Source organism: Bradyrhizobium sp. ORS 111 (genome assembly GCF_045571485.1).
In the GTDB taxonomy this organism is placed as follows: domain Bacteria; phylum Pseudomonadota; class Alphaproteobacteria; order Rhizobiales; family Xanthobacteraceae; genus Bradyrhizobium.
In genome coordinates, this window is record NZ_CP120701.1 from 3,383,471 (window position 1) to 3,408,987 (window position 25,517).

General features: G+C 63.9%; 18 protein-coding genes and 1 tRNA gene. 16 read left to right on the forward strand and 3 right to left on the reverse strand.

Going from position 1 to position 25,517, the window contains the following annotated elements; translation table 11 throughout:
• Window positions 1-3: 3 nt before the first annotated feature.
• Both P6U30_RS15580 and P6U30_RS15585 read left to right on the forward strand, forming a co-directional pair.
• Window positions 4-711 (forward strand): histidine phosphatase family protein, encoded by a 708-nt coding sequence (locus P6U30_RS15580; RefSeq protein WP_407169843.1) that lies wholly within the window; start codon window positions 4-6, stop codon window positions 709-711.
• A 73-nt stretch (window positions 712-784) separates the two neighbouring features.
• Window positions 785-1,552, forward strand: coding sequence for an SDR family NAD(P)-dependent oxidoreductase (locus tag P6U30_RS15585; protein WP_280977333.1), 768 nt, complete (start codon window positions 785-787; stop codon window positions 1,550-1,552).
• 168 nt (window positions 1,553-1,720) lie between these two features.
• Here P6U30_RS15585 and P6U30_RS15590 read toward each other — a convergent pair whose 3' ends face one another.
• Entirely contained in the window at window positions 1,721-2,944 is a 1,224-nt protein-coding gene (locus tag P6U30_RS15590) for a serine hydrolase domain-containing protein (protein WP_407169844.1), read from the reverse strand.
• 172 nt (window positions 2,945-3,116) lie between these two features.
• On the opposite strand from P6U30_RS15590, the gene P6U30_RS15595 reads away from it, so the two are divergent.
• A tRNA-Trp gene (locus P6U30_RS15595) sits at window positions 3,117-3,192 on the forward strand.
• Between the two features lie 64 nt (window positions 3,193-3,256).
• Here P6U30_RS15595 and P6U30_RS15600 read toward each other — a convergent pair.
• On the reverse strand, window positions 3,257-4,462 hold the full coding sequence (locus P6U30_RS15600; protein ID WP_407169845.1) for an ABC transporter substrate-binding protein: 1,206 nt from the start codon (window positions 4,460-4,462) through the stop codon (window positions 3,257-3,259).
• Between the two features lie 174 nt (window positions 4,463-4,636).
• On the opposite strand from P6U30_RS15600, the gene P6U30_RS15605 reads away from it, so the two are divergent.
• Both P6U30_RS15605 and P6U30_RS15610 read left to right on the forward strand, forming a co-directional pair.
• Entirely contained in the window at window positions 4,637-5,401 is a 765-nt protein-coding gene (locus tag P6U30_RS15605) for a FadR/GntR family transcriptional regulator (protein WP_407169846.1), read from the forward strand.
• 52 nt (window positions 5,402-5,453) lie between these two features.
• Entirely contained in the window at window positions 5,454-7,067 is a 1,614-nt protein-coding gene (locus tag P6U30_RS15610; RefSeq protein WP_407169847.1) for an acyl-CoA synthetase, read from the forward strand.
• Between the two features lie 5 nt (window positions 7,068-7,072).
• On the opposite strand, the gene P6U30_RS15615 is transcribed toward P6U30_RS15610, so the two are convergent.
• Window positions 7,073-7,981, reverse strand: coding sequence for a DUF3313 domain-containing protein (locus tag P6U30_RS15615; protein ID WP_407169848.1), 909 nt, complete (start codon window positions 7,979-7,981; stop codon window positions 7,073-7,075).
• A gap of 206 nt (window positions 7,982-8,187) precedes the next feature.
• On the opposite strand from P6U30_RS15615, the gene P6U30_RS15620 reads away from it, so the two are divergent.
• The 11 genes from P6U30_RS15620 (at window position 8,188) to P6U30_RS15670 (ending at window position 25,416) form a co-directional block, all read left to right on the forward strand.
• The gene (locus P6U30_RS15620) at window positions 8,188-8,934 is read left to right on the forward strand and encodes a response regulator (RefSeq protein ID WP_407169849.1); all 747 of its coding nucleotides are present in this window, start codon (window positions 8,188-8,190) and stop codon (window positions 8,932-8,934) included.
• Window positions 8,934-10,268 (forward strand): ATP-binding protein, encoded by a 1,335-nt coding sequence (locus P6U30_RS15625; RefSeq protein ID WP_407169850.1) that lies wholly within the window; start codon window positions 8,934-8,936, stop codon window positions 10,266-10,268. Before P6U30_RS15620 ends, P6U30_RS15625 begins: the two co-directional genes overlap by 1 nt.
• 338 nt (window positions 10,269-10,606) lie before the next feature.
• Complete coding sequence (gene secE / locus P6U30_RS15630; RefSeq protein WP_407151920.1) at window positions 10,607-10,798, forward strand: preprotein translocase subunit SecE; 192 nt, start codon at window positions 10,607-10,609, stop codon at window positions 10,796-10,798.
• Between the two features lie 20 nt (window positions 10,799-10,818).
• Window positions 10,819-11,352 carry a transcription termination/antitermination protein NusG gene (gene nusG, locus P6U30_RS15635; protein WP_016840553.1) on the forward strand — a complete coding sequence of 178 codons (534 nt, stop codon included), beginning with the start codon at window positions 10,819-10,821 and terminating at the stop codon, window positions 11,350-11,352.
• A 128-nt stretch (window positions 11,353-11,480) separates the two neighbouring features.
• The gene (gene rplK, locus P6U30_RS15640) at window positions 11,481-11,909 is read left to right on the forward strand and encodes a 50S ribosomal protein L11 (protein WP_027583240.1); all 429 of its coding nucleotides are present in this window, start codon (window positions 11,481-11,483) and stop codon (window positions 11,907-11,909) included.
• 6 nt (window positions 11,910-11,915) lie between these two features.
• On the forward strand, window positions 11,916-12,608 hold the full coding sequence (gene rplA, locus P6U30_RS15645; protein ID WP_407151921.1) for a 50S ribosomal protein L1: 693 nt from the start codon (window positions 11,916-11,918) through the stop codon (window positions 12,606-12,608).
• Between the two features lie 614 nt (window positions 12,609-13,222).
• The gene (gene rplJ, locus P6U30_RS15650; RefSeq protein WP_407151922.1) at window positions 13,223-13,741 is read left to right on the forward strand and encodes a 50S ribosomal protein L10; all 519 of its coding nucleotides are present in this window, start codon (window positions 13,223-13,225) and stop codon (window positions 13,739-13,741) included.
• A 54-nt stretch (window positions 13,742-13,795) separates the two neighbouring features.
• Window positions 13,796-14,173, forward strand: coding sequence for a 50S ribosomal protein L7/L12 (gene rplL / locus P6U30_RS15655; RefSeq protein ID WP_016847588.1), 378 nt, complete (start codon window positions 13,796-13,798; stop codon window positions 14,171-14,173).
• A gap of 555 nt (window positions 14,174-14,728) precedes the next feature.
• Window positions 14,729-18,847, forward strand: a complete 4,119-nt coding sequence (rpoB, locus tag P6U30_RS15660; protein WP_407169851.1) for a DNA-directed RNA polymerase subunit beta — start codon at window positions 14,729-14,731, stop codon at window positions 18,845-18,847.
• 127 nt (window positions 18,848-18,974) lie between these two features.
• Window positions 18,975-23,177 (forward strand): DNA-directed RNA polymerase subunit beta', encoded by a 4,203-nt coding sequence (rpoC, locus tag P6U30_RS15665; protein ID WP_407151924.1) that lies wholly within the window; start codon window positions 18,975-18,977, stop codon window positions 23,175-23,177.
• Window positions 23,178-23,358: 181 nt separating this feature from the next.
• On the forward strand, window positions 23,359-25,416 hold the full coding sequence (locus P6U30_RS15670; protein WP_407169852.1) for an FAD-dependent oxidoreductase: 2,058 nt from the start codon (window positions 23,359-23,361) through the stop codon (window positions 25,414-25,416).
• The last annotated feature ends 101 nt before the right edge of the window (window positions 25,417-25,517 follow it).

Sequence of the window (25,517 nt, forward strand, 5' to 3'; positions counted from 1 at the left end):
CCGATGTCCAACCCAGACAAGTCCAACGTGACCGTGACGCGGTGGTGGTGGGTGCGCCACGCGCCGGTGCGCAGCGACGGCGGCAACATCTACGGCCAAGCCGATATCGAGTGCGATACCGGTGACACGGAAGTGTTCGAAGCGGTCGCAAAAATCCTGCCGCGCAATGCGGTGTGGTACTCGAGCAATTTGAAGCGCACGCATCAGACGGCGGAAGCGATCTGGGCCGCCGACTTTCCGAAACCGGAGAGCATGACGCAGGAGCGCGACTTCGCCGAGCAGCATCTCGGCCAGTGGCAGGGCATGAACCGCACCGCGCTGCTCGCCAGCCGTCCGCCCGGCAATGCCTGGTTCGCCGACGTCAACGAGCCGGCGCCCGGCGGCGAGAGTTTCATGGACCTCTACACGCGCGTCTGTCGCGCGATCGTTCGCATCAACGCGAAGGAATCGGGCAAGGATGTGATTGCGGTCGGTCATGGCGGTGTGATCAGAGCCGCGGTGGGTCTTGCGCTCGGCGGGCAGCCGGAGCGGGGGCTGTCCTTCGACATCGACAATGTCTCGGTGACGCGGCTCGATCACATCGCCGCACCGGGCTTTTCCACGTGGCGGCTGCCGATGGTGAATCAGCAGCCCTGGATCGCCGATCCCAGGCACGCCGCGATGCATCAGCCGTCCGGGCCGGAAGTCAGACCAGCGGGCAAGCTTGCGTGATGCCGCTATCGCAACACCTCAACGCTGCTTAAGCTCGACGCAGAATTCAAAATCTTAGATCTGGGAGAGAAACATGACCTTGTTCGACATGAAGGGGAAAGTCGCCGTCATCACCGGTTCGACACGCGGCATCGGACGCGCCATTGCCGAGCGCATGGCCGAGCACGGCGCCAAAGTCGTGATCTCCTCGCGCAAGGCCGATGTCTGCGATCAGGTCGCAAAGGAGATCAACGAGACCTACGGCAAGGGCACCGCGGTTGCGATCGCTGCCAACATCTCCTCGAAGGAAAACCTGCAAAACCTCGTCGACGAGAGCAACCGCGCCTTCGGCAAGATCGACGTGCTGGTCTGCAATGCCGCGTCGAACCCGTATTACGGTCCGCTTGCCGGCATCTCCGATGATCAGTTCCGCAAGATTCTCGACAACAACATCGTGGCCAACAACTGGCTGATCTCGATGGTGGTGCCGCAGATGATCGAGCGCAAGGACGGCTCCATCATCATCGTGTCCTCGATCGGCGGCCTGAAGGGTTCGACCATCCTCGGCGCCTACGCGATCTCCAAGGCCGCCGATATGCAGCTCGCGCGTAACCTCGCCTGCGAGTACGGCAAGCACAATATCCGGGTCAACTGCATCGCCCCCGGCCTGATCAAGACCGATTTCGCCAAGGCGCTGTGGGACAATCCGGACAATCTGAAGGCCTCGACCTCGCGCTCGCCGCTGCTGCGGATCGGCGTGCCGGACGAGATCGCAGGCGCGGCCGTGTTCCTGGGCTCGCGCGCGGGGGACTTCATGACCGGCCAGACCATGGTAATCGACGGCGGCGCGACGATTAGCTGACGCCGACGTTGGTGCGCAAAGCGCGCCATACACTCAACTGGTCATCACCCGCGAAGGCGGGTGATCCAGTACGCGGAGACGCCTCGGTTTATCACGACCGACACGGCGCACTGTCATGCCCCGCCTGCGCGCGACATGACAGTGTCGGATGGGGCGGCAGTGCCGAACTCACTCCACCGCCGCATACACGCCGTTGCGCACCAGCGAGCGGAAATGTTCGCGCTGGCCGGGACCCTGCATCATGAAGACCGCGATCAGGTCCTCGCTCGGGTCGATCCAGAAGAACGTGCCGGCCATGCCGCTCCAGAAGAACTGGCCGACCGAGCCGGAGAACGGCGCCATGCCCTGCTGCATGCGCACGGCGAAGCCGAGGCCGAAGCTGTGGCCGGGGGATACCAGCGTGCCCTGGATCTTGACATCGGAACCGAGATGATCCGACGCCATCAGCTCGAGTGTCTTGCGGCCGATGATCCTGGTGCCGTCGAGCGAACCACGGTTCAGCAGCATCTGCGCGAAGCGCGCGTAGTCCATCGTGGTCGAGACCAGGCCGCCGCCGCCGGATTCCATCGCCGGCTTCTCCAGCATGTTGAAGAGCTGCACCTTCTCGTTGGTCCAGGGATCGTTCGCAAAGGCCTCGGCGAGCCGGCCGGCGTTGGCTTCGGGTGTGTGGAACGCGGTCTCGGTCATCTGCAGCGGAGCAAGGATGCGTTCGGTCAGGAACGCGCTGAGCGTCTTGCCGCTGACGACCTCGATGATACGGCCGAGGATGTCGGTGGAGCGGCTGTAGTTCCACTCGGCGCCGGGCTGGCAGACCAGCGGCATGCCAGCGAGCATCGTGGCGTGCTCGGCATTGGTGATCTTGCGGCTGCGCAGCCGCGACTGCTGGTAAAGCTGCTGCACCAGGCCGTTGCCGGTGTGGTCATAGGTCAGCCCGGAGGTGTGGCGGAGCAGGTCCTGGATCGTCATCTGCCGCTTGGCCGGAACCAGCTCGAGCTTGCCGTCGCGCTCGACGCCGACCTTGGTCTCGGCAAATTCCGGGATGAATTTCGCGACGGGGTCGCTGAGCAGGAAGTGACCGTCTTCCAGCAGCATCATGATGCCGACCGAGACGATCGGCTTGGTCATCGAGAAGATGCGGAAGATGGTGTCATGCGCCATCGGCGCGGAGGCCGCCGGGCTTTGCCGGCCGATCGCGTCGAACCAGCCGATCTGGCTGCGCCGTGCCACCAGCACCGTGACACCGGGCGTGTTGCCCTTGTCGACCTCGCGCTTGAAGGTGTCCGACATCGCCTGCAGCCGCGCGCTCGACAGCCCGATTGATTCGGGCTTGGTGAGGGGGAGGGACGGGGTCTTGGGGCTGGCGACGCGTTGCGTGGCGGTTTGAGCGTTCATGGTCTCTCCCTGTGCTCTTGTGATTGTTGCGGCGGGGTGCCGGCGAGGGGTGATCGCCGAAGTCTGGCGCAGAAGTTCTGCATTGAACAGGAGGTTCACCGCTTCGCCCTTGCAAAGCGGCCATGCCCTGTGCTTGAAACGGCGCGAACCGGCGGCGACGCCGGTTCCCCGCAGGAGTGTAGCTCAATTGGTAGAGCACCGGTCTCCAAAACCGGGGGTTGGGAGTTCGAGCCTCTCCACTCCTGCCAGCCTTTACCGAACAATTTGAAAGAGTTGGCCGAGGTCCCGGACCCCGGCCATGATCTTTTTCGCTCACTTGATGAGCGGGCAGCCGCCGTCCTTCAGCGGGCGGAAGGCCTGGTCGCCGGGCACCTCGGCGAGCACCTTGTAGTAGTCCCACGGTCCCTTCGATTCCTCGGGCTTCTTCACCTCGAACAGGAACATCGAGTGCACCATGCGGCCGTCCTCGCGGACCACGCCGTTGTCGGTGAAGGCGTCGCGGACCGGGGTCTCGCGCATCTTGGCGAGCACCGGCTTGGTGTCCCTGGTGCCGGCGGCCTTCACGGCATTGAGGTAGTGCAGCGTGGCGCTGTAGGTCGCGGCCTGGTTCATGGTCGGCATCCGCTTCATGCGCTCGGAGAAGCGCTTGCCGAAGGCGCGGGTGCGGTCGTTGAGATCCCAATAGTAGGCCTCGGTGATGATCAGGCCCTGCGCCAGCTTCAGCCCGAGGCTGTGGATGTCGGAGATGAACATCACGATACCGGCGAGATTCTGCCCGCCCGCGACGATGCCGAACTCGGCCGCCTGCTTGATGGTGTTGATGGTGTCAGCGCCGCCATTGGCCATCCCGATGATCTTGGCCTTCGAGGCCTGGGCCTGCAGCAGGAAGGACGAGAAGTCCGGCGTGTTGAGCGGGTGCCGTGCGCTGCCGATCACCTTACCGCCGGCGGCGCGGACCACATCGCCGGTGTCGCGCTCGATCGAATGGCCGAACAGGTAATCGGCGGTGATGAAGAACCAGGTGTCGCCGCCGTTCTTCACGATCGCGCTGCCGACGGTGTGGGCGTTGGCGTAGGTGTCGTAGGTCCAGTGCAGCGTGTAGGGCGAGCAGGACTTTCCGGTGATGTCGGAACTCGCGGCGTCCGTCACGATCATGATCTTCTCGAACTGCTTCGACATCTCCATGCCGGCGAGCGCGGTCGCCGATGTCGGCATGTCGATGATCATGTCGACACCCTCGGCCTCGTACCATTTGCGGGTGATGGTGGCGGCGACGTCGGCCTTGTTGAGCGGGTCGGCGGTGACCATCTCGATCGGCTTGCCGAACATCGAGCCGCCGAAATCCTCGATCGCCATCTTGGTGGCCTCGACGTTCCCGGCGCCGCCGATGTCGGAATAGACCGATTGGAAATCGGTCAGCACGCCGATCTTGAGCGGCGCCTGCTGCGCAAGCGCCGGGCCCGCCAGCGCTGCGGCGAGCAGGCCGGCTGCGGACAGACGAGTGACGATGGATTTCATGACGTGATGCCTCCCGAAGGTGTCTTATCGGTTTGTCCGACAAAGCTAGATTTGAGCCGTTTGGGAGTCAATTCACGGTGCCATACTGCGACAATTCGGCCGAACTGGCGCCATTTGACGCTCCTGGAGCGTTCGCCTATCCTTTGTCGGACAAGCAACAAACGGGAGCCCAAGGTGCCCGCCACGCCGCTCTTCCGGCGCATCGATGTCGCGCCGGCCTACCAGAAGGTCGCCGACGCGATCGAACGGGAAATCGTCAACGGCCGGATCAAGCCGGGCGAACCGATCGGCACCGAGCAGCAGCTCGTCGAGCAATTCGGAGTCAATCGCTCGACGGTGCGCGAAGGCATTCGCGTGCTGGAGGAGGGCGGGCTGATCCGGCGTGATTCCAGCCGCCGGCTGCAGGCCTGCCTGCCGCGCTACAACAAGCTCGCAACGCGGCTGTCGCGTGCGCTGATCCTGCACGAGGTGACGTTCCGCGAATTGTTCGAGGCTTCGATGACGCTGGAGGTCGCGAGCGTCGAAGGCGCGGTGGAGCGCGCGACCGAGGAAAACATCGCCGAGCTCGCCGGCAATCTCGCGCGCAGCGCCGAGGTGGTGGGCGATCCCGCAGCGCTTGCCGAGCTCGATGCGGAATTCCACGTGCTGATGGCGAAGGCCTCGCAGAACCGCGTGCTCCAGCTTGCCCGCGAGCCGGCGGCGCAACTGTTCTTTCCGACCACCGAGATGATCGTCGCCGGCGTGCCCGAGGGCGGCGCCCGCCTCGTCGAAGCGCACGGTCATCTGCTGGATGCGATCAAGCGGCGCGACAAGGAAGCCGGCGTCGTCTGGACGCGGCGGCATTTGCAAGACTGGCGGCGCGGCTTCGAGAAGATCGCGTCGCTCGATCGCTCGGTCGAGCACATGTACATGGAGCACGCCTACGCAGCCCGACAGTAGGCGGCGGGACAAATCAGAACAACGACAACAAGCACATTCGGGAGGGACACAAATGAGTGGAGATATCGCAGCAACCATCCGGGGCGCCCGCGAGCACAGCATCGGCGACCTCTTGCGCCGGTCCGCGCGGCGCTATCCAAGCAAGACGGCGCTGATCTGCGGCGAGGTGACGTGGACCTTCGCGGAGATGGACGCGATCTGCAACCGGCTGGCGCGCGGCTTGCTCGGGCTCGGCATTGCAAAGGGCGATCGTGTGGCCGTGCTGTCGCGCAACTCGCATGCCTTCGCGGCGTTGCGCTTCGCCGTGGCGCGGATCGGCGCCATCCTGGTGCCGATCAACTTCATGCTGAACCCGGACGAGATCAACTTCATCCTCGCCAATTCGGGCGCGAAGCTGCTCGCGGTCGGGCCGGACTTTGTCGATACCGCGCGCGCCGCGGCCGCCAAGGGCTCCGCCGTCGAAACGCTGATCTGGCTGCCGGGTGAGGACCCTGCCGCAGCGCCTGAGGGCATCAAGACCTTCGACGGCCTGTTGCACAGCGACGCCTCCACGCCCGATGCATCGGTCGACAGTCGCGACCCCGCACAGATCATCTACACCAGCGGCACCGAATCGCTGCCGAAGGGGGCCATCCTCACCCATGAAGCCGTGATGTGGCAGTATGTCAGTTGCATCATCGATGGCGGCATGGCGACCGACGACAACGTGCTGCACGCGTTGCCGCTCTATCATTGCGCGCAGCTCGACGTCTTCCTGGGACCCGCGATCTATCTCGGGGCCACTAGCCTGATCACCGGCAAGCCGGTGGCTGACCACATCCTGGCGCTGATCGCAGCCCACAAGATCAATGCGTTCTTCGCGCCGCCGACGATCTGGATCGCGATGCTGCGCTCGCCCGGGTTCGATCGCACCGATCTATCGACGCTGCGCAAGGGTTACTACGGCGCCTCGATCATGCCGGTCGAGGTATTGCTCGAGTTGCAGCGCCGGCTGCCCGACGTGAAGTTCTGGAATTTCTACGGCCAGACCGAGATTGCGCCGCTCGCAACCGTGCTGACGCCGGAGGATCAGTTGCCGAAGGCCGGTTCGGCCGGCAAGCCCGCCATCAATGTCGAGACGCGGGTGGTCAATCCTGACATGACCGACGTCAAGGTGGGCGAAGTCGGCGAGATCGTGCACCGTTCGCCGCATCTGCTCTCCGGCTACTACAACGATCCGGTCAAGACCGCGGCGGCATTCGCAGGCGGCTGGTTCCACTCCGGCGATCTCGCGACCGTCGACGCCGACGGCTACATCACCGTCGTCGACCGCGTGAAGGACATGATCAAGAGCGGCGGCGAGAATGTCGCAAGCCGCGAGGTCGAGGAGATGATCTACCGGTTGCCCGCGGTGTCGGAGGTGGCGGTGGTCGGGCTGCCCGATCCGCGCTGGATCGAGGCGGTGACGGCGATCGTCGTGGTCAAGGCCGGCGCGAGCCTCGACGAGGACGCCGTCATCAAGCACTGCGCCGGCGCGATGGCGCATTTCAAGGTGCCGAAGCGGGTCATCTTCGTCGACAGCCTGCCGAAGAACCCGAGCGGCAAGCTGCTCAAGCGCGAGCTGCGCCAGCGCTATGTCGGCAGCGCCACGCTCGACCAGGCCGTGCAGAAGAGCTTTGCCGGATAAGCCGGCTATTGGCTGGCCGTCGCCGGCGCCTTGTCCGACCATTCCGGCGGCAGGCCAAGCTTGCCGGCGGCCATGCCGATCAGGCCGGGGTTGCGGCCGAACACCTCGCAGGCGGCGTATTTCGGCTTGCCGCCGAGCGTGGCGCCGATCTTGTCGAATGAGGGCAATTCCGGCGGCTTGCCGAATGGCGTCGCACCGGTGACGACGAGCTTGCTGAAATCGTCGCTGAAGGAGGAAGCGAGATCGTAGGCGTCGGCGGCGCTCGAAACCCTTGGCGAGTTGGTGAAGGAATTCGCGCCGCGTGCCCAGACCATCGCCGCCTGTTGGCGGCTGGTCGGATCGCGCGCCTCGGCCTCAACGGTCAGGCTACCGAGACCGATCGGCAACCGCGGTATCGGTACGGGGACGTTGGCGCTCAGTGCGGTCGGCAGAAAGCCGATGACCTTGGAGGCGCCTGCGGCGACCTCGTCGGTGGGCGCTGCCTGGGTGACGAGCGCGTGCACGGTCAGATCAGCGGGCTGATCGGGAGCAACGACCTCGAGCCGATCGCTGAGGCCGATGCAGAGCGAGCGGTCGATCGCGTTGGCGACGAGGTGCCGCTGCTCTTGCGACAGCGTCGGCGAGGCCGACTGCGAGAAGCTCGTCGGCATGATCCGCACCGTCTTCGCGGCAAGCACGTCGTCCTTGTTGACGTGAACCAGCGATTTCGCCAGCAGCCCGTCGGACGGGGTCAGCTTGTCGTAGGATGCCAGTGACCCGCCTTTGGTCATCGGTGCGCTGGCGCAGCCCGACAACAACGCAACCGCGACTGCGGCACCGGCGAACGAGGATGGCCGATTGTACCGGCGATCGAGCCGCACCTGGTCCGTGCCCTGCGCATCAGCCGCAGCGCCCGGCAGAAATTCGACTTTCATGAAACCCCTCGAACGACCGCTCACCCCAAAAACGATCGCGTGTCACGGTAGAGCAGGGCCGCCGAGGTCGGGATTAAGAGATATTAAGTCAGATGTAGCGCGCGAAACCGCGCGACCTATTTGAGCCACATTTGGCCGCGCACGCTTAACAAAACGCTATATTTGCGTGGCTGCGCATCTGCGGCAGATGCCTCTAAAATGCCGTGATGCAAATCCTGGAATATGACCTCGTGGCTTTCCCCGTCACCAACGCGCGCATTCTCTGCGTCGAGGACGATGCCGATATCGCGCACATGCTGGCCGAGGTGCTGGAGGACAACGGCTTCAGACCGGTCCTGGTCGGTTCGGCCGTCGAGATGGATATGCTGCTCAAGCGCGAGAGCTTCGATCTGATCGTGCTCGACGTGATGCTGCCGGGCGAGGACGGGCTGAGCATCTGCCGACGCCTGCGCATATCGTCCTCGATTCCCATCATCATGCTGACGGCGCGGAGCGAGGACATCGACCGCATCCTCGGCCTCGAGCTCGGCGCCGACGACTATGTCACCAAGCCGTTCAATTCGCGCGAGCTGGTGGCGCGCATCCGCGCGCTGTTGCGGCGGGTCGAGAGCGGCGCTGCATCGCGCTCGCGGCCGCGCCCTTTGACCTTCGCCGGATGGCGCATCAATCCGACCACGCGTGAACTGCATGACCCCGCAGGCGTCCGCATCACGCTGACCGGGGCCGAGTTCGACCTGCTGCTGGCGTTTTGCCGCAATCCGGGTCAGGTGCTGTCGCGCGAGCAATTGATGGAGCAGGCCTTCGGCGGCCTGATCGCATCGGTCGAGCGCAGCGTCGACGTTCATATCAGCCGCATCAGGCAGAAGATCGAGCCGGATCCGAAGGACCGCTCGATGATCAAGACGGTGCGGCTCGGCGGATACGTGTTCACGCCGGCAGTCGAGCAAATCTGATGGGATGGACGCAACGGCTGATGCCGCGCCGCATCGCCGCGCAACTCACGAGCCTCGTCGCGCTCTCGGAACTGATCGGCGTCACGCTCGCAGCGGCGACCGTGATTTTTCTGTTCGACGCTCCCTCGGTCACCGACACACAGAAGTTCCTGGCGGGGCGGGTCGCGGAGCTCACGCTGCTGCTGCGTTCCGCGAAGACGCCGACCGACGCGGATGAACTGCTGGCGGCAGCCAGACGCGGCGGTCTCGACGTCAGGCGCGTCGCCTTGGGCGAACTCGTGCCGCGAACAGCCGGTGACATGCGATCGTTTTCCATGCGCGCGTTTCGGCAGCTCGCGGCCGAGCCGGGAATTGAATTGCTGGAGGGGCTCCGCCACCCGGCAGGCTCGTCGTCGCAGGTGGTCGTGAAGCTCGACGACGGCCACGCCTTGATGGCCGACGTCACGGTCAAAGGCGGCTTTTGGTCCTTTCTGGTCCGCCCGGCGGCCGCGGGCGCGATCATCGTGCTGATGTCCATGGTGCTGCTGTCGATTTATGCGGTGCGCTGGGTGATCGCGCCGCTGGCCGAGGTCGCGCGCGCGGCGACCTCGTTCGGCCGCTCGCCGCGGGCTGCCGAGGTGCTGCGCCGCCGCGGTCCGCTGGAAATCGCCCAGGTCGCGGACGCGCTCAACGACATGCGTACGCGTATCGCAGCGCTGCTCGACGACCGCACCCGCATGCTGGCTGCGATCAGTCATGACCTGCGGACGCCGCTGACGCGACTGAGGTTGCGCTCGGAGCGCGTCAGCGAAGATACCCTGCGCACGGCGATGCTGGCCGATATCGCCAAGATGACCCGCATGATCAACGAGACGCTGGAGTATCTGCGCGAGGATGCCCGCTTGGAGGCGGTCTCGTGCATCGACCTGCCGAGCTTCCTGCAGACCATCTGTTCGGATTTCGCCGACATGGGCCACGCGGTATCCTATGCCGGGCCGGTACGGCTGCCCTATGTCTGTCGGCCCCGTGCGCTGTCGCGCGCCGTCACCAACATCGTCGAGAATGCGGTCAAGCACGGCAGCACGATCATGGTGGCGCTGCGGCCCACGGCGTCCGACCACATCGAGATCGAGGTGGCTGACGACGGACCCGGCATCCCGGCGGCGCTGCACGACAAGGTGTTCGAGCCCTTCTTCAAGGCCGACAGCGCACGGCAGGAGGGCGGCTTCGGGCTGGGGCTGTCGATTGCACAAGATATTGCCAAGCGCCATGGCGGCAGCATCGCACTGAGGCCGCGGGAGCCGAGTGGCTTGCTCGTCTCGATGCTGCTGCCGCCAAAACCCGTCCTGGTCTAGGCGCGACGAGAGGGGCGACGATGATCTCGGCAGGACGTCGGGATATCGCCGGGCGCCGGCTAAGCCCTTGATTTGGAGAGGCCAACACCCGATCGGCCCGAGCCGGGCAGGCGCCCGGTGCGTCCCCGCCGACCTTGACGTTTGGCCGGTCCCGCAGTAGATAGCCCGAACTCGCAGCCGGCCCGCTTTGATGGCGGATATCCGGCGCGGCCTAATTCCCCGAACAATCGAGCTCGTTCATCGGCTCAACCTTCCAAACGAGGGCTGGGTCCTCAACATCGGCTGTTCGGATTCCTTGAAGCTTTGCAAATCGTTCGGTGACGGACGCGGATCTCACGATGGCTTTCAGCCCGTTCAAATTCCTGCAGGAAGTGCGCTCGGAGACCGCCAAGGTCACCTGGCCGACGCGCCGCGAGACGACCATCACCACCATTATGGTGTTCGTGATGGTGGCGCTGGCCTCGATCTTCTTTTTCGCCGCGGATCAGATCATCCGCTACCTGATCACCATGATACTGGGCATCCACTGATGAGCATCGGAACTCAATTGATGGACAAGCGCTGGTACATCGTCCACGCCTATTCGAACTTCGAGAAGAAGGTCGCGGAGTCGATCCGCGAGCAGGCCAAGCAGCGCGGCCTGGAGGAGCTGTTCGAGCAGGTTCTGGTGCCGACCGAAAAGGTCACCGAGGTGCGCCGCGGCCGCAAGATTGACGCAGAGCGCAAGTTCTTCCCGGGCTACGTGCTGGTGAAGATGAAGTTGACCGACGAGGCGTTCCATCTAATCAAGAACACCCCGAAGGTGACCGGCTTCCTCGGCGCCGAAAACAAGCCGATGCCGATCTCGGAGGCCGAGGCCATGCGTATCCTGCATCAGGTGCAGGAGGGCGTGGAGCGGCCGAAGGCGTCGGTGTCGTTCGAAATCGGCGAGAACGTACGCGTGGCCGATGGCCCGTTCGCGTCGTTCTCGGGCGTGGTGGAAGAAATCGACGAGGCGCGCTCGCGCGTGAAGGTCGCGGTGTCGATCTTCGGCCGCGCCACGCCGGTCGAACTGGAATTCGGTCAGGTCGAAAAGGTGGTCTGACCGGACGGCGCGGGGTATATGCCTCGCGTCAGCAAAGGCCGTGGGAGGCGGGAGGTGGTCGCCAGCCCCTTCAACCGAACCACGGAACCTGAAACCGCCGGCACCGTCCGGCACAACAGGAGTGATAAATGGCAAAGAAAGTGACCGGATACCTGAAGCTTCAGGTCCCGGCCGGTGCGGCGAACCCGTCGCCCCCGATCGGTCCCGCGCTTGGTCAGCGCGGTCTCAACATCATGGAGTTCTGCAAGGCGTTCAACGCGCAGACCCAGAAGGAAGAGAAGAACACCCCGATTCCGGTGATCATCACCATCTATGCGGACCGTTCCTTCACTTTCGAGATGAAGACGCCGCCGATGTCCTACTTCCTCAAGCAGGCGGCCAAGATCCAGTCCGGCTCGAAGGCGCCGGGCCGTGACAAGGCCGGTCAGGTGACCAAGGCGCAGGTGCGCGAGATCGCCGAGAAGAAGATGAAGGACTTGAATTGCGACACCGTCGAAGCGGCCATGAAGATGGTCGAGGGCTCGGCCCGCTCGATGGGTCTGGAAGTTGCGGGGTAAGGCGCCATGTCAATCGGAAAGCGTTTGAAGAAAGCCCGCGAAGGTATTGATCGCGAGAAGCTTTACCCGCTCGCGGATGCCATCAAGATGGTCAAGGAGCGCGCCAAGTCGAAGTTCGACGAGACGATCGAGATCGCGATCAATCTCGGCGTCGATCCGCGCCACGCCGATCAGATGGTCCGCGGCGTCGTGAACCTGCCCAATGGAACCGGCCGTACGCTCCGCGTCGGCGTGTTCGCGCGCGGCGCCAAGGCTGAGGAAGCCAAGGCCGCCGGTGCCGACGTCGTCGGCGCCGAAGATCTGGTCGAGAAGGTGCAGGGCGGCACGATCGATTTCGACCGCTGTATCGCCACCCCCGACATGATGCCGCTGGTCGGTCGCCTCGGTAAGGTGCTGGGTCCGCGCGGCATGATGCCGAACCCGAAGATCGGCACCGTGACCATGGACGTCACCAGCGCCGTGAAGGGTGCCAAGGGCGGCTCGGTCGAATTCCGCGTCGAGAAGGCCGGCATCGTGCAGGCCGGCATCGGCAAGGCCTCGTTCTCCGAGGACAAGCTGGTCGAGAACGTCAAGGCGCTCGCCGATGCGGTCGCCAAGGCGAAGCCGGCAGGCTCCAAGGGCACCTATATCCAGCGCGTGGCGGTTTCCTCCACCATGGGCCCGGGCGTGAAGGTCGAGCCGGGTACGATCCTCGGCTAAGATCTTTCCAAGTCATGCGATAAAGCGGGGCGGAATTGGGCAACCGGTTCCGCCCTTTGTTTTGGCGCGTGAGGCCAATTCGAACTGGTCTGAATTTTGCTCTTGGCAAGTCGGACGAGACTCGCTAAATACCGCGCTTCCGGGCGTGCCAGCGGTTGCTGGCATGTCCGTGCTCGCATTCCGAAAACCCGAGACGATAGGAGACCATTCCTTTCCGCATGCCCGCAAGGACGTCGAGAGGAAGGGACCCCGTCGCTTCAAACGGAACGTGAGCAGGGGCGTTCGGCAGAGCCGAATCGCCTCGATCCTGTCCGAGACTGCAGGCGCCAGCGAGAACTTCGTGTTTTCAACGGCTTAATCGCATGGCCTGCATAGACGGGTGAAGACCGGATTTCGCATTCCAGTTCGCGATCGCCTCGCGGCTGGGCGCTGATTTGGTTCGAACCTCGACAGCCCATGGCCGCAAGGTCCTGGGAGGGCAGGCTTCTAGAACGTCGTCTTGCCCGGCATGTCCGAAGGGCTCACGCCCGACGGATCAGGTTTTGGGTGGGACGATGGGTGCAACCCGGCGGTCCTGTCCTCGCGGAAAGGCCGCCAACCGGAGAGAGCTTGCTGTGGAACGAGCGGCAAAAAAAGAGGCGGTCGAACAGCTCAACGAGGTCTTCAAGACCACGAGCGTCGCGATCGTTGCTCATTATTCCGGCCTCACCGTCGCCCAGATGCAGAAGCTGCGCATGCAGATGAAGCAGGCGGGCGCGTCGGTAAAGGTCTCGAAGAACCGTCTCGCCAAAATTGCTCTTGAAGGCACTGACGTCGCTTCCATCGGCTCCCTGCTGAAGGGGCCGACCGTGATCGCAACTTCCAACGATCCGGTCGCGGCGCCAAAGGTTGCCATCGAATTCGCTAAGGCGAACGAGAAGTTCGTCATCCTCGGCGGCTCGATGGGTAAAACCGTCCTGAATGTCGACAGCGTGAAGGCGCTCGCCTCATTGCCGTCGCTCGACGAACTGCGCGGCAAGCTTGTCGGCCTCATCCAGGCGCCGGCGACCAAGCTCGCTCAGCTCTCCAACGCGCCCGCGGCCAAGCTCGCACGCGTCATTCAGGCTCATGCCTCAAAGGGCGAAGCGGCCTGACCCCTTCGCTAATCTCAAACCTGGTTCGAACCAAACGTTTAAGGAAACTGATCAATGGCTGACTTGCAGAAAATCGTCGACGACCTCTCGAGCCTCACCGTGCTCGAAGCGGCCGAACTCGCCAAGCTCCTCGAAGAAAAGTGGGGCGTGTCCGCCGCTGCCGCCGTTGCGGTGGCCGGTCCGGCCGCCGGCGGCGCTGCTGCCGCTCCGGCTGAAGAGAAGACCGACTTCACCGTCGTGCTGGCTGCCGCCGGCGACAAGAAGATCGAGGTCATCAAGGAAGTCCGCGCTATCACCGGCCTGGGCCTGAAGGAAGCCAAGGACCTCGTCGAAGGCGCTCCGAAGCCGCTCAAGGAAGGCGTCAACAAGGAAGAAGCCGACAAGATCAAGGCCCAGCTCGAGAAGGCTGGCGCCAAGGTCGAACTCAAGTAACCGCTGGTTATCTGGGCGAAATCCCGGGCGCGCGACAGCGGGCCCGGGTCTGCCCGAACGGGGCGCGAGAGCCGGGTTCCGGTCATGGCGGCACGGGCGGAGCAGGGACGAGCACTGCAGAACCCGGGAGCGCGGTCAGCGCCCCGGATCGTGCAAACGGCATGCGACGGATTGCCGCGTGGCGTAGTGGACACAAGAAAGTGTGGGGAATCGTAGACTTAACCCTCGAATCTCCATTATTGCCTACCCATATCGGGTCGGCAGCGGAAAAACACGGTCGGCGGCGGGAGCGGCAGGGTCTCCCGGCGGAAGCCGTTGGGAGACAGTCAGATTTCGGGCTTTTTCAGTCCGTGAAGCGGAAGGTTTGGACGAGCGGGTGCAGGCATGCGCCCCGCGCGTCGTTTTGCGTTTTGAAGGCCGCCGGTCCGGGTTGGGGATTTAATTCCTGAATTTGGGCTTCGTTCCTTCGAGGCGATTCGAAATTCAACCCGGGGGCGATGGCAGTCGCGTCCCGGAAGGTTCGCCCCACAAAGGCGACGAAAATGAGAGGCCACGATGGCGCAGCAGACATTCACCGGTCGCAAACGCGTACGCAAGTTTTTTGGTCACATCAAGGAAGTCGCAGAGATGCCGAACCTCATCGAGGTTCAGAAGGCGTCCTATGACCAGTTCCTGATGGTGGACGAGCCGGCCGGCGGTCGCCCGGACGAGGGCCTGCAGGCTGTGTTCCGCTCGGTGTTTCCAATCTCGGATTTCTCCGGCACCTCGATGCTCGAATTCGTCCGCTACGAGTTCGAGCCGCCGAAGTATGACGTCGACGAGTGCCGTCAGCGCGGCATGACCTTTGCTGCGCCGCTCAAGGTGACGCTGCGCCTGATCGTGTTCGATATCGATGAGGAAACCGGCGCCAAGTCGGTGAAGGACATCAAGGAGCAGGACGTCTACATGGGCGACATCCCGCTCATGACGATGAACGGCACCTTCGTCGTCAACGGCACCGAGCGCGTCATCGTCTCGCAGATGCACCGTTCGCCCGGCGTGTTCTTCGACCACGACAAGGGCAAGACCCATTCGTCCGGCAAGTTGCTGTTTGCCGCGCGCGTGATTCCGTATCGCGGCTCCTGGCTCGACATCGAGTTCGACGCCAAGGACATCGTGTTCGCGCGCATCGACCGCCGCCGCAAGATTCCCGTGACCTCGCTGATGTACGCGCTCGGTCTCGACGGCGAGCAGATCCTCTCGACCTTCTACAAGAAGATCACCTACAAGCGGACCAAGGACGGATGGCGCGTGCCGTTCGACGCCAACCGCTTCCGCGGCTATTCGACCGTCAACGACCTGATCGACGCCGACACCGGCAAGGTGGTGCTCGAGGCCGGCAAGAAGCTGACCGTGCGCCAGGCGCGTCAGCTTCAGGAGAAGGGCCTGAAGGCGCTGCGGATGGCGGACGAGGAACTGGTCGGCAATTATCTTGCCGAGGACCTCGTCAATCCGAAGACCGGCGAGATCTACGCCGAGGCCGGCGAGGAGATCACCGACAAGTCGCTCAAGGTGCTGAACGAGCAGGGCTACAAGGACCTGCCGCTGCTCGACATCGACCACGTCAATGTCGGCGCCTACATCCGCAACACGCTTTCGGCCGACAAGAACATGACGCGCGAGGACGCGCTGTTCGACATCTACCGCGTGATGCGTCCGGGCGAGCCGCCGACGCTGGACTCGGCGCAGGCCATGTTCCAGTCGCTGTTCTTCGATTCCGAGCGCTACGACCTGTCCGCGGTCGGCCGCGTCAAGATGAACATGCGCCTCGAGCTCGATGCGCCTGACACCCATCGCACGCTGCGCAAGGAAGACATCCTGGCGGTCATCAAGACGCTGGTCGACCTGCGCGACGGCAAGGGCGAGATCGACGACATCGACCATCTCGGCAACCGTCGTGTGCGCTCGGTCGGCGAGCTCATGGAGAACCAGTACCGGATCGGTCTGCTCCGCATGGAGCGCGCGATCAAGGAGCGCATGTCGAGCGTCGACATCGACACCGTGATGCCGCAGGACCTGATCAACGCCAAGCCCGCGGCCGCCGCGGTGCGCGAGTTCTTCGGCTCCTCGCAGCTCTCGCAGTTCATGGACCAGACCAACCCGCTGTCGGAGATCACCCACAAGCGGCGCCTGTCGGCGCTTGGCCCGGGCGGTCTGACCCGCGAGCGTGCCGGCTTCGAGGTCCGCGACGTGCATCCGACGCATTACGGCCGTATCTGCCCGATCGAGACGCCGGAAGGTCCGAACATCGGTCTGATCAACTCGCTGGCGACGTTCGCGCGCGTCAACAAGTACGGCTTCGTCGAGACGCCCTATCGCAAGATCAAGGACGGCCGGGTCACCGACGAGGTGGTCTACCTCTCGGCGATGGAAGAGGGCCGCTATCGCGTCGCGCAGGCCAACGTGCCGCTCGATGCCAAGGGGCGCTTCACGGAAGACCTGATCGTCTGCCGTCACGCCGGCGAAGTGCTGCCGATCACGCCCGACAAGGTCGACTACATGGACGTGTCGCCGAAGCAGCTCGTTTCGGTCGCCGCGGCCCTGATCCCGTTCCTCGAGAACGACGACGCCAACCGCGCTCTGATGGGCTCGAACATGCAGCGCCAGGCGGTGCCGCTGGTTCGCGCCGAGGCGCCGTTCGTCGGCACCGGCATGGAAGGCGTGGTGGCCCGTGACTCGGGTGCCGCGATCGCCGCGCGCCGTTCCGGCGTGGTCGACCAGATCGACGCCACCCGCGTCGTGATCCGCGCCACCGAGGATCTCGATCCGACCAAGTCGGGCGTCGATATCTACCGGCTGATGAAGTACCAGCGCTCCAACCAGTCGACCTGCATCAACCAGCGTCCGCTGGTGAAGGTCGGCGACATCGTCAAGAAGGGCGACATCATCGCCGACGGTCCGTCGACCGATCTCGGCGAGCTCGCCCTCGGCCGCAACGTGCTGGTCGCGTTCATGCCGTGGAACGGCTACAACTTCGAAGACTCGATCCTGCTCTCCGAGCGGATCGTGAAAGACGACGTCTTCACCTCGATCCACATCGAGGAGTTCGAGGTGATGGCCCGCGATACCAAGCTCGGGCCTGAGGAAATCACCCGCGACATTCCGAACGTCTCGGAAGAAGCGCTGAAGAACCTCGACGAAGCCGGTATCGTCTACATCGGTGCGGAAGTCCGCGCCGGCGACATCCTGGTCGGCAAGATCACGCCGAAGGGCGAGAGCCCGATGACGCCGGAAGAGAAGCTGCTCCGCGCCATCTTCGGCGAGAAGGCCTCCGACGTCCGCGACACCTCGCTTCGTGTTCCTCCCGGTGTGCAGGGCACGATCGTGGAAGTCCGCGTGTTCAACCGCCACGGCGTCGACAAGGACGAGCGTGCGCTGGCGATCGAGCGCGAGGAGATCGAGCGTCTGGCCAAGGACCGCGACGACGAGCAGGCGATCCTGGACCGCAACGTCTACAATCGCCTTGCCGAGCTCCTGGAGAACCGCCAGGGCATCGCCGGCCCGAAGGGCTTCAAGAAGGATACCAAGATCACCCGCGCGGTGCTCGACGAGTATCCGAAGTCGCAGTGGTGGCTGTTCGCCTCGCCGAACGACAAGCTGATGGCCGAGATCGAGGCCATGCGGAAGCAGTACGACGAGTCGAAGAAGGGCCTCGAGCAGCGCTTCCTCGACAAGGTCGAGAAGCTGCAGCGCGGTGACGAATTGCCGCCCGGCGTGATGAAGATGGTCAAGGTCTTCGTCGCGGTGAAGCGCAAGATCCAGCCCGGCGACAAGATGGCCGGCCGTCACGGCAACAAGGGTGTGGTGTCGAAGATCGTTCCGATCGAGGACATGCCGTTCCTCGAGGACGGCACCCACGCCGACATCGTGCTGAACCCGCTCGGCGTGCCGTCGCGCATGAACGTCGGCCAGATCCTGGAGACGCATCTGGGCTGGGCCTGCGCCGGCCTCGGCAAGCGCATCGGTCAGACCATCGACGCCTACTATCACAAGCAGGATCTCAAGCCGCTGCGCGAGACCCTGAAGAAGATCTACGGCGAAGATGAAACCATCAAGTCGCTGAACGACAACGAGCTGGTCGAGCTCGGCCGCAATCTGAGCCACGGCGTGCCGATCGCCACTCCGGTGTTCGACGGCGCCAAGGAGACCGACATCGAGGAGATGCTGAAGCTTGCCGGCTTCGACGCCTCCGGCCAGTCGACCGTCTATGACGGCCGTACCGGCGATGCGTTCGATCGCAAGGTGACGATGGGCTACATCTACATGCTCAAGCTGCACCACCTGGTGGACGACAAGATCCACGCGCGTTCGATCGGTCCGTACTCGCTCGTCACCCAGCAGCCGCTGGGCGGCAAGGCGCAGTTCGGCGGCCAGCGTTTCGGCGAAATGGAGGTCTGGGCGCTCGAAGCCTACGGCGCCGCCTACACGCTGCAGGAAATGCTGACGGTGAAATCGGACGACGTCGCCGGCCGTACCAAGGTGTACGAGGCGATCGTGCGCGGCGACGACACTTTCGAGGCCGGTATTCCGGAATCGTTCAACGTGCTGGTCAAGGAAATGCGCTCGCTCGGCCTCAACGTCGACCTGCACAATTCCAAGATGGGACCGGCGCCGACGTCGGAAGCGGCCGAGTAACGCTGCGATCTATGCCCGGCGCGACAGCGCCGGGCCTTCGCACTCCGCTCGGACGTTGAGCGGGGCGCGGGCCGAATAAAAGTTTCGAATTTGCTGCCGGTGACGATCGGCACGCGAGGAGAAGACCATGAACCAAGAGATTATGAATCTTTTCAATCCGACGACGCCGGCCCAGGTCTTCGACCAGATCCGGATCTCGATCGCGTCTCCGGAGAAGATTCTGTCGTGGTCCTACGGCGAGATCAAGAAGCCGGAGACCATCAACTACCGCACGTTCAAGCCGGAGCGTGACGGCCTGTTCTGCGCGCGCATCTTCGGTCCGATCAAGGACTACGAGTGCTTGTGCGGCAAGTACAAGCGGATGAAGTACAAGGGCATCATCTGCGAAAAGTGCTCGGTCGAGGTGACGCTGTCGCGCGTCCGGCGCGAGCGCATGGGCCACATCGAGCTGGCCGCACCGGTCGCCCACATCTGGTTCCTGAAGTCGCTGCCGTCGCGCATCGGTCTGCTGCTCGACATGACGCTGAAGGATCTCGAGCGGATCCTCTACTTCGAATACTACGTCGTGCTCGAGCCGGGTCTGACCGCGCTGAAGGACCGTCAGCTCCTGTCGGAAGACGAGTATCTGAAGGCGCAGGACGAGTACGGCCAGGATTCCTTCACCGCCATGATCGGCGCGGAGGCGATCCGCGAGCTGCTCAAGGGGCTCGACCTCGACAAGCTCGAGGCGCAGTTGCGCGCTGAGATGGCGGAGACCGATTCCGACATCAAGCACAAGAAGCTCGCCAAGCGTCTGAAGATCGTCGAGGCGTTCCGCGTCTCCGGCAACAAGCCGGAATGGATGATCATGACGGTCGTGCCGGTGATCCCGCCGGACCTGCGTCCGCTGGTGCCGCTCGACGGCGGCCGGTTCGCGACCTCGGACCTCAACGATCTCTATCGCCGCGTCATCAACCGCAACAACCGCTTGAAGCGGCTGATGGAGCTGCGCGCACCCGACATCATCATCCGCAACGAAAAGCGCATGCTGCAGGAGGCCGTCGACGCACTGTTCGACAACGGCCGCCGCGGCCGCGTCATCACGGGCGCCAACAAGCGTCCGCTGAAGTCGCTCGCCGACATGCTGAAGGGCAAGCAGGGCCGGTTCCGCCAGAACCTGCTCGGCAAGCGCGTCGACTATTCGGGCCGTTCGGTGATCGTGGTCGGTCCCGAGCTGCGCCTGCATCAGTGCGGCCTGCCGAAGAAGATGGCGCTCGAGCTGTTCAAGCCGTTCATCTATTCGCGGCTCGACGCCAAGGGCCTCTCCACCACGGTGAAGCAGGCCAAGAAGCTGGTCGAGAAGGAGCGTCCGGAGGTCTGGGATATCCTCGATGAGGTGATCCGCGAGCATCCGGTGCTGCTCAACCGCGCGCCGACGTTGCATCGTCTGGGCATCCAGGCGTTCGAGCCGGTGCTGATCGAGGGCAAGGCGATCCAACTGCATCCTTTGGTCTGCGCCGCCTTCAACGCCGACTTCGACGGCGACCAGATGGCTGTGCACGTTCCGCTGTCGCTCGAAGCGCAGCTCGAAGCGCGCGTCCTGATGATGTCGACCAACAACATCCTGCATCCCGCGAACGGCCAGCCGATCATCGTGCCGTCGCAGGACATCGTGCTTGGTCTGTACTACGTCTCGATCATGCGTGAGGGTCTGCCCGGCGAGGGCAAGATCTTCGGCGACATGGCCGAGCTCGAGCATGCGCTGCACTCGAAGGTCATCCACCTCCACACCAAGATCAAGTATCGGTGGGAGGGGCTCGGCGAGGACGGCAAGCCGTCCAAGCGCTGGATCGAGACCACTGCGGGCCGCATCATGCTCGGCAATCTGCTGCCGAAGCACTCGAAGATCTCGTACGACATCATCAACAAGTTGATGACCAAGCGCGAGATCTCCGGCGTCATCGACCAGGTCTATCGTCACTGCGGCCAGAAGGAGACGGTGATCTTCTGCGACCGCATCATGGCGCTCGGCTTCTACAACGCGTTCAAGGCCGGCATCTCGTTCGGCAAGGACGACATGGTCGTGCCGCACGGCAAGTGGAAGATCGTCGATACGACCCGTACGCTGGCGAAGGATTTCGAGCAGCAGTACAACGACGGTCTGATCACCCACGGCGAGAAGTACAACAAGGTCGTCGACGCCTGGTCGAAGGCGACCGAAGAGATCGCCAAGGCGATGATGAAGGAAATCTCCGCCACCAAGAAGACGGCGAGCGGAGCCGACGCCGACATCAACTCGATCTACATGATGGCGCACTCCGGTGCGCGTGGTTCGCCGGCGCAGATGCGCCAGCTCGCCGGCATGCGCGGCCTGATGGCCAAGCCGTCGGGCGAGATCATCGAGACGCCGATCATCTCCAACTTCAAGGAAGGTCTGTCGGTGCTCGAGTACTTCAACTCGACCCACGGCGCCCGCAAGGGCCTCGCGGACACCGCGTTGAAGACCGCGAACTCGGGTTACCTGACCCGCCGTCTGGTCGACGTCGCGCAGGACTGCATCATCACGCAGTCCGATTGCGGCACCACGCTCGGCATCAAGATGCGCGCCATCGTCGACGCCGGCACGGTCGTTGCCTCGCTCGGCTCGCGCATCCTGGGCCGCGTGGCCTGCGATGACGTGCGCGATCCCGCCACCAACAACGTGATCGTCAAGCGCGACACGCTGATGGAGGAGAGCCATGTCGACGCGATCCAGCAGGCCGGCATCCAGGAGGTGAAGATCCGCTCGGCGCTGACCTGCGAGCTGATCAACGGCATCTGCGGCAAGTGCTACGGCCGCGATCTGGCCCGCGGCACCCCGGTCAACCACGGTGAGGCCGTCGGCGTCATCGCGGCGCAGTCGATCGGCGAGCCGGGCACCCAGCTCACGATGCGCACGTTCCACATCGGCGGCGCGGCGCAGCTCAACGAGCAGTCGTTCGTCGAGTCGAACTTCGACGGCAAGATCGTGATCAAGAACAAGGCAATCGCCCGCAACAGCGAAGGCCACCTGATCGCGATGGTGCGCAACATGGTCGTTGCGATCGTCGATGCCGACGGCGCCGAGCGTGCGACCCACCGTATCCAGTACGGTTCGCGCATGCACGTCGACGAAGGCGACACGGTCAAGCGCGGCCAGCGCATCGCCGAGTGGGATCCCTACACCCGCCCGGTGCTGACCGAAGTCGAGGGCACGATCGGGTTCGAGGACCTCGTCGAGGGCCAGTCGATCTCGGAAACGCTCGACGAGTCCACCGGTATCGCCAAGCGCGTGGTCATCGACTGGCGCACGACGCGCGGCGGCTCGGACCTGCGTCCGGCCATCGTGGTCAAGGGCAAGGATGGCAAGGTGATGAAGCTCGCGCGTGGCGGCGATGCCCGCTACATGCTGTCGGTCGACGCCATTCTGTCGGTCGACATCGGCGCGAAGGTCATGCCCGGCGACATCCTGGCGCGTATCTCGACCGAGAGCGCCAAGACGCGCGACATCACCGGCGGTCTGCCGCGGGTGGCGGAACTGTTCGAGGCTCGCAAGCCGAAGGACGCGGCGATCATCGCGGAGACCGCGGGCACGATCCGTTTCGGCCGCGACTACAAGAACAAGCGCCGCATCTCGATCGAGCCGTTGGACAAGACCGAGGAGCCGCGCGAGTACCTGATCCCGAAGGGCAAGCACATCCACCTTCAGGACGGCGATATCGTCGAAAAGGGCGACTTCATCGTCGAAGGCAACCCGGCACCGCACGACATCCTGGCGATCAAGGGCATCGAGGAGCTCGCTGCCTATCTGGTCAACGAAATCCAGGAGGTCTACCGGCTGCAGGGCGTGCTCATCAACGACAAGCACATCGAGGTGATTGTCCGTCAGATGTTGCAGAAGGTGGAGATCACCGATCAGGGCGACACCGACATGATCTCGGGCGAGCAGGTCGACAAGATCGAGTTCGACGCGCTCAACACCAAGGCCAAGGAGGAGGGCAAGAAGCCCGCCACGGGTACGCCGGTTCTGCTCGGCATCACCAAGGCGAGCTTGCAGACCCGCTCCTTCTTCTCGGCGGCATCGTTCCAGGAGACCACGCGCGTGCTCACTGAAGCTGCCGTCAATGGCAAGGTGGACCCGCTCGAAGGCCTCAAGGAGAACGTCATTGTCGGCCGCCTGATCCCGGCCGGCACCGGCGCCTCGATGGCGCGGATCCGCGAAGTCGCAATGAAGCGCGACAAGCTGATCCTCGACGAGCGCGAGAAGCAGCAGGCGGCGATCGTGCCGACGGCCCCGGAAGCGGAGCCGCTGGCGCTGCCGCCGGCCGAATAAGGGCCCGCAGAACTACGGTAACAAACGAGAAGGCCGGCTTTGCGCCGGCCTTTTTGCTGCTTTCTTTCGGTGCTGCGGTGCAGGAACGCACTTTGTTCATCTTTCCTTCAGGCAGAAAAGTGCTTTTGCTAGGCTGACTTAGACCGGCTGCTTTGCAGTTTCCGGAGACGACGGAATCCTCATGCTTGACTTGGCTATCGTTGGCGGCGGCCCCGGGGGGCTGATGAGCGCCTGGTATTTGAAGCGTAAGCTCGGCGACCTCTGCCGCGTCACGATCTTCGAGGCGTCGAACCGGCTCGGCGGCAAGATTCTCACGCGCAAATTCGAGTCCGCGCCCGCGACATACGAGGCCGGCGTTGCCGAGATCTACGACTACTCGATGACGGGGCCGGATCCGCTGCGCGACCTGATCCAGCATTTCGGACTGCAGACGATTCCGATGGACGCCGAGCAGGTGCAGCTCGACGGCGAGCTGCTCGCCGATGTCGCGGGCATGCGCCGCAAATACGGCGCAAAGACCGCGGCCGCGATCGAGGCGTTCCGCAAGCGCTGCACCGAGCTGGTGTCGCCGATCGAATATTACGAGGGCGTTGGCGCTCACGACAACGAGCACCCATGGGCCTACAAGACCGCCGAGCAGGTGCTCGACGAGGAAGTCGAGGACGACACCGCCAAGCGCTTCTTCAAGGTGATGGCGCGATCCGACATCGCGACCGAGAGCCACAACACCAACGGCCTCAATGCGCTGAAGAACTATGTGATGGACGTCGACGGCTATATCGGCCTGTACTCGATCCAGAACGGCAACGAGCAGTTGATCGACTGCCTGCGTTCGGAAGTCGACGCCGACATCCAGCTCAATCACCGCGTCCTCAAGGTCGGCAAGACCGCAAGCGGCCGCTACCAGCTCAACATGATGAACGGCAAGGGGCCGGAGACGCGCGACTTCGACCTGGTGCTGGTCTGCCTGCCGCATTCCTGGCTCGCGACCATGCGCTGGGACGGCGAGGCGCTGCGCCGGTCGATGGTCAAGCATGTCGCGTATTTCGACCGTCCGGCGCACTATCTGCGGGTTTCGATCCTGTTCGACGAGCCGTTCTGGGGCGAGAAGATCCCGGGCGCCTGGTTCATGTCGGAAGCGTTCGGCGGCTGCTGCGTCTACAATGAGGGCGCGCGCCACGACGTCGGCAGGCACGGCGTGCTGAACTGGCTGATCGCGGGCTCCGATGCGCTCGCCTTCGCCAATCTCAGCGACCAGGAGCTGATCGACGCCGCGTTGAAGTCGTTGCCGGCCTCGCTCGGCAATGCGCGCGAGCATTTCCTGGAAGGCAAGATCCACCGCTGGCTGTCGTCGGTCAACGCGCTGCCTGGCGGCCTGCCGGTGCGCGATATCATGACCAATCACCGTCCCGAGCCGAAAGAGCATCCGGGCATCGTGGTGGTCGGTGACTATCTGTTCGATTCGACGTTGAACGGGCTGCTCGACTCCTCGGACGCCGCCACCGACATCGTCGTCACCGAGATGATGCGGCTGCGCCGCGCCCGCGCACAGGCGGACGCGACATTGTCCGACAAGATCGACCGCAGCTACTTCGACAACTATCGCGGCGCCGGCCCGTACAGCGATGCCTGGCGCCAATTCAGCGATCCCGATTATCTGATCGATCTGATCAAGACAGTGTGGGGCCGGGCCAAGGGCTACAAGCTGCTGATCGCCGGTTCCGCCAGCGGCGAGCTCGTCGGCGCGTTGCGCGACCGCGGCGTCGACGCCTGGGGCATCGAGAACAACCGCTACATCCATGGCAAGACGCCGAAGGCGCTGAAGAAGTACAACAAGCTCGGTTCGGTCGCCGACCTGCCGTTCAAGGCCGATGAGTTCGACTTCGTGTTCGAGACCAGCCTCTGTCATCTCGGCGAGAAGCAAGTGTCGCGTGCGGTGCGCGAGCTCAACCGGGTGGTGAAGACCGGCCTCGTGTTCGGCTCGGTGACCTCGGACATGGCGCCGGCGGTGATCGACCGCTACGACCTGCTGCGAGGCGTGAAGAAGCTCGGCACGTGGTGGGAATGGTCGGAGCTGTTCTTCAGCAACGGGTTCGACCTCGCGATGCATCGCCGCGACTGCACCGATGCGTTGTGGGCGCTGACGCTCGCTGCCAACAAGGGGCCGGGGCAGTGGTACGCCGACTCCGACAGCCTGCGCTATTCCTTCTTCGACAAAGTCGACGCCGACGAGGATTAGCTGGAATGGGCGCGAGCAGGCATCTCGCGTCAACAAACCGTTAAGGTGCAGCGGTGGTCCTGCCGAATCCGTGGGGGCGCCGCACTACACGTTGATTGCCC

What these genes read in the sequence shown, in the direction of transcription:
- P6U30_RS15580 (WP_407169843.1), top strand. Translation starts at nt 4, where the DNA reads ATGTCCAACCCAGACAAGTCCAACGTGACCGTGACGCGGTGGTGGTGG.
- P6U30_RS15625 (WP_407169850.1), top strand. Translation starts at nt 8,934, where the DNA reads ATGGGATGGACGCAACGGCTGATGCCGCGCCGCATCGCCGCGCAACTC.
- rpoB (WP_407169851.1), top strand. Translation starts at nt 14,729, where the DNA reads ATGGCGCAGCAGACATTCACCGGTCGCAAACGCGTACGCAAGTTTTTT.
- rplK (WP_027583240.1), top strand. Translation starts at nt 11,481, where the DNA reads ATGGCAAAGAAAGTGACCGGATACCTGAAGCTTCAGGTCCCGGCCGGT.
- nusG (WP_016840553.1), top strand. Translation starts at nt 10,819, where the DNA reads ATGGACAAGCGCTGGTACATCGTCCACGCCTATTCGAACTTCGAGAAG.
- P6U30_RS15600 (WP_407169845.1), bottom strand. Translation starts at nt 4,462, where the DNA reads ATGAAATCCATCGTCACTCGTCTGTCCGCAGCCGGCCTGCTCGCCGCA.
- rplL (WP_016847588.1), top strand. Translation starts at nt 13,796, where the DNA reads ATGGCTGACTTGCAGAAAATCGTCGACGACCTCTCGAGCCTCACCGTG.
- rpoC (WP_407151924.1), top strand. Translation starts at nt 18,975, where the DNA reads ATGAACCAAGAGATTATGAATCTTTTCAATCCGACGACGCCGGCCCAG.
- P6U30_RS15615 (WP_407169848.1), bottom strand. Translation starts at nt 7,981, where the DNA reads ATGAAAGTCGAATTTCTGCCGGGCGCTGCGGCTGATGCGCAGGGCACG.
- P6U30_RS15610 (WP_407169847.1), top strand. Translation starts at nt 5,454, where the DNA reads ATGAGTGGAGATATCGCAGCAACCATCCGGGGCGCCCGCGAGCACAGC.
- P6U30_RS15620 (WP_407169849.1), top strand. Translation starts at nt 8,188, where the DNA reads ATGCAAATCCTGGAATATGACCTCGTGGCTTTCCCCGTCACCAACGCG.
- P6U30_RS15585 (WP_280977333.1), top strand. Translation starts at nt 785, where the DNA reads ATGACCTTGTTCGACATGAAGGGGAAAGTCGCCGTCATCACCGGTTCG.
- P6U30_RS15670 (WP_407169852.1), top strand. Translation starts at nt 23,359, where the DNA reads ATGCTTGACTTGGCTATCGTTGGCGGCGGCCCCGGGGGGCTGATGAGC.
- rplA (WP_407151921.1), top strand. Translation starts at nt 11,916, where the DNA reads ATGTCAATCGGAAAGCGTTTGAAGAAAGCCCGCGAAGGTATTGATCGC.
- secE (WP_407151920.1), top strand. Translation starts at nt 10,607, where the DNA reads ATGGCTTTCAGCCCGTTCAAATTCCTGCAGGAAGTGCGCTCGGAGACC.
- P6U30_RS15590 (WP_407169844.1), bottom strand. Translation starts at nt 2,944, where the DNA reads ATGAACGCTCAAACCGCCACGCAACGCGTCGCCAGCCCCAAGACCCCG.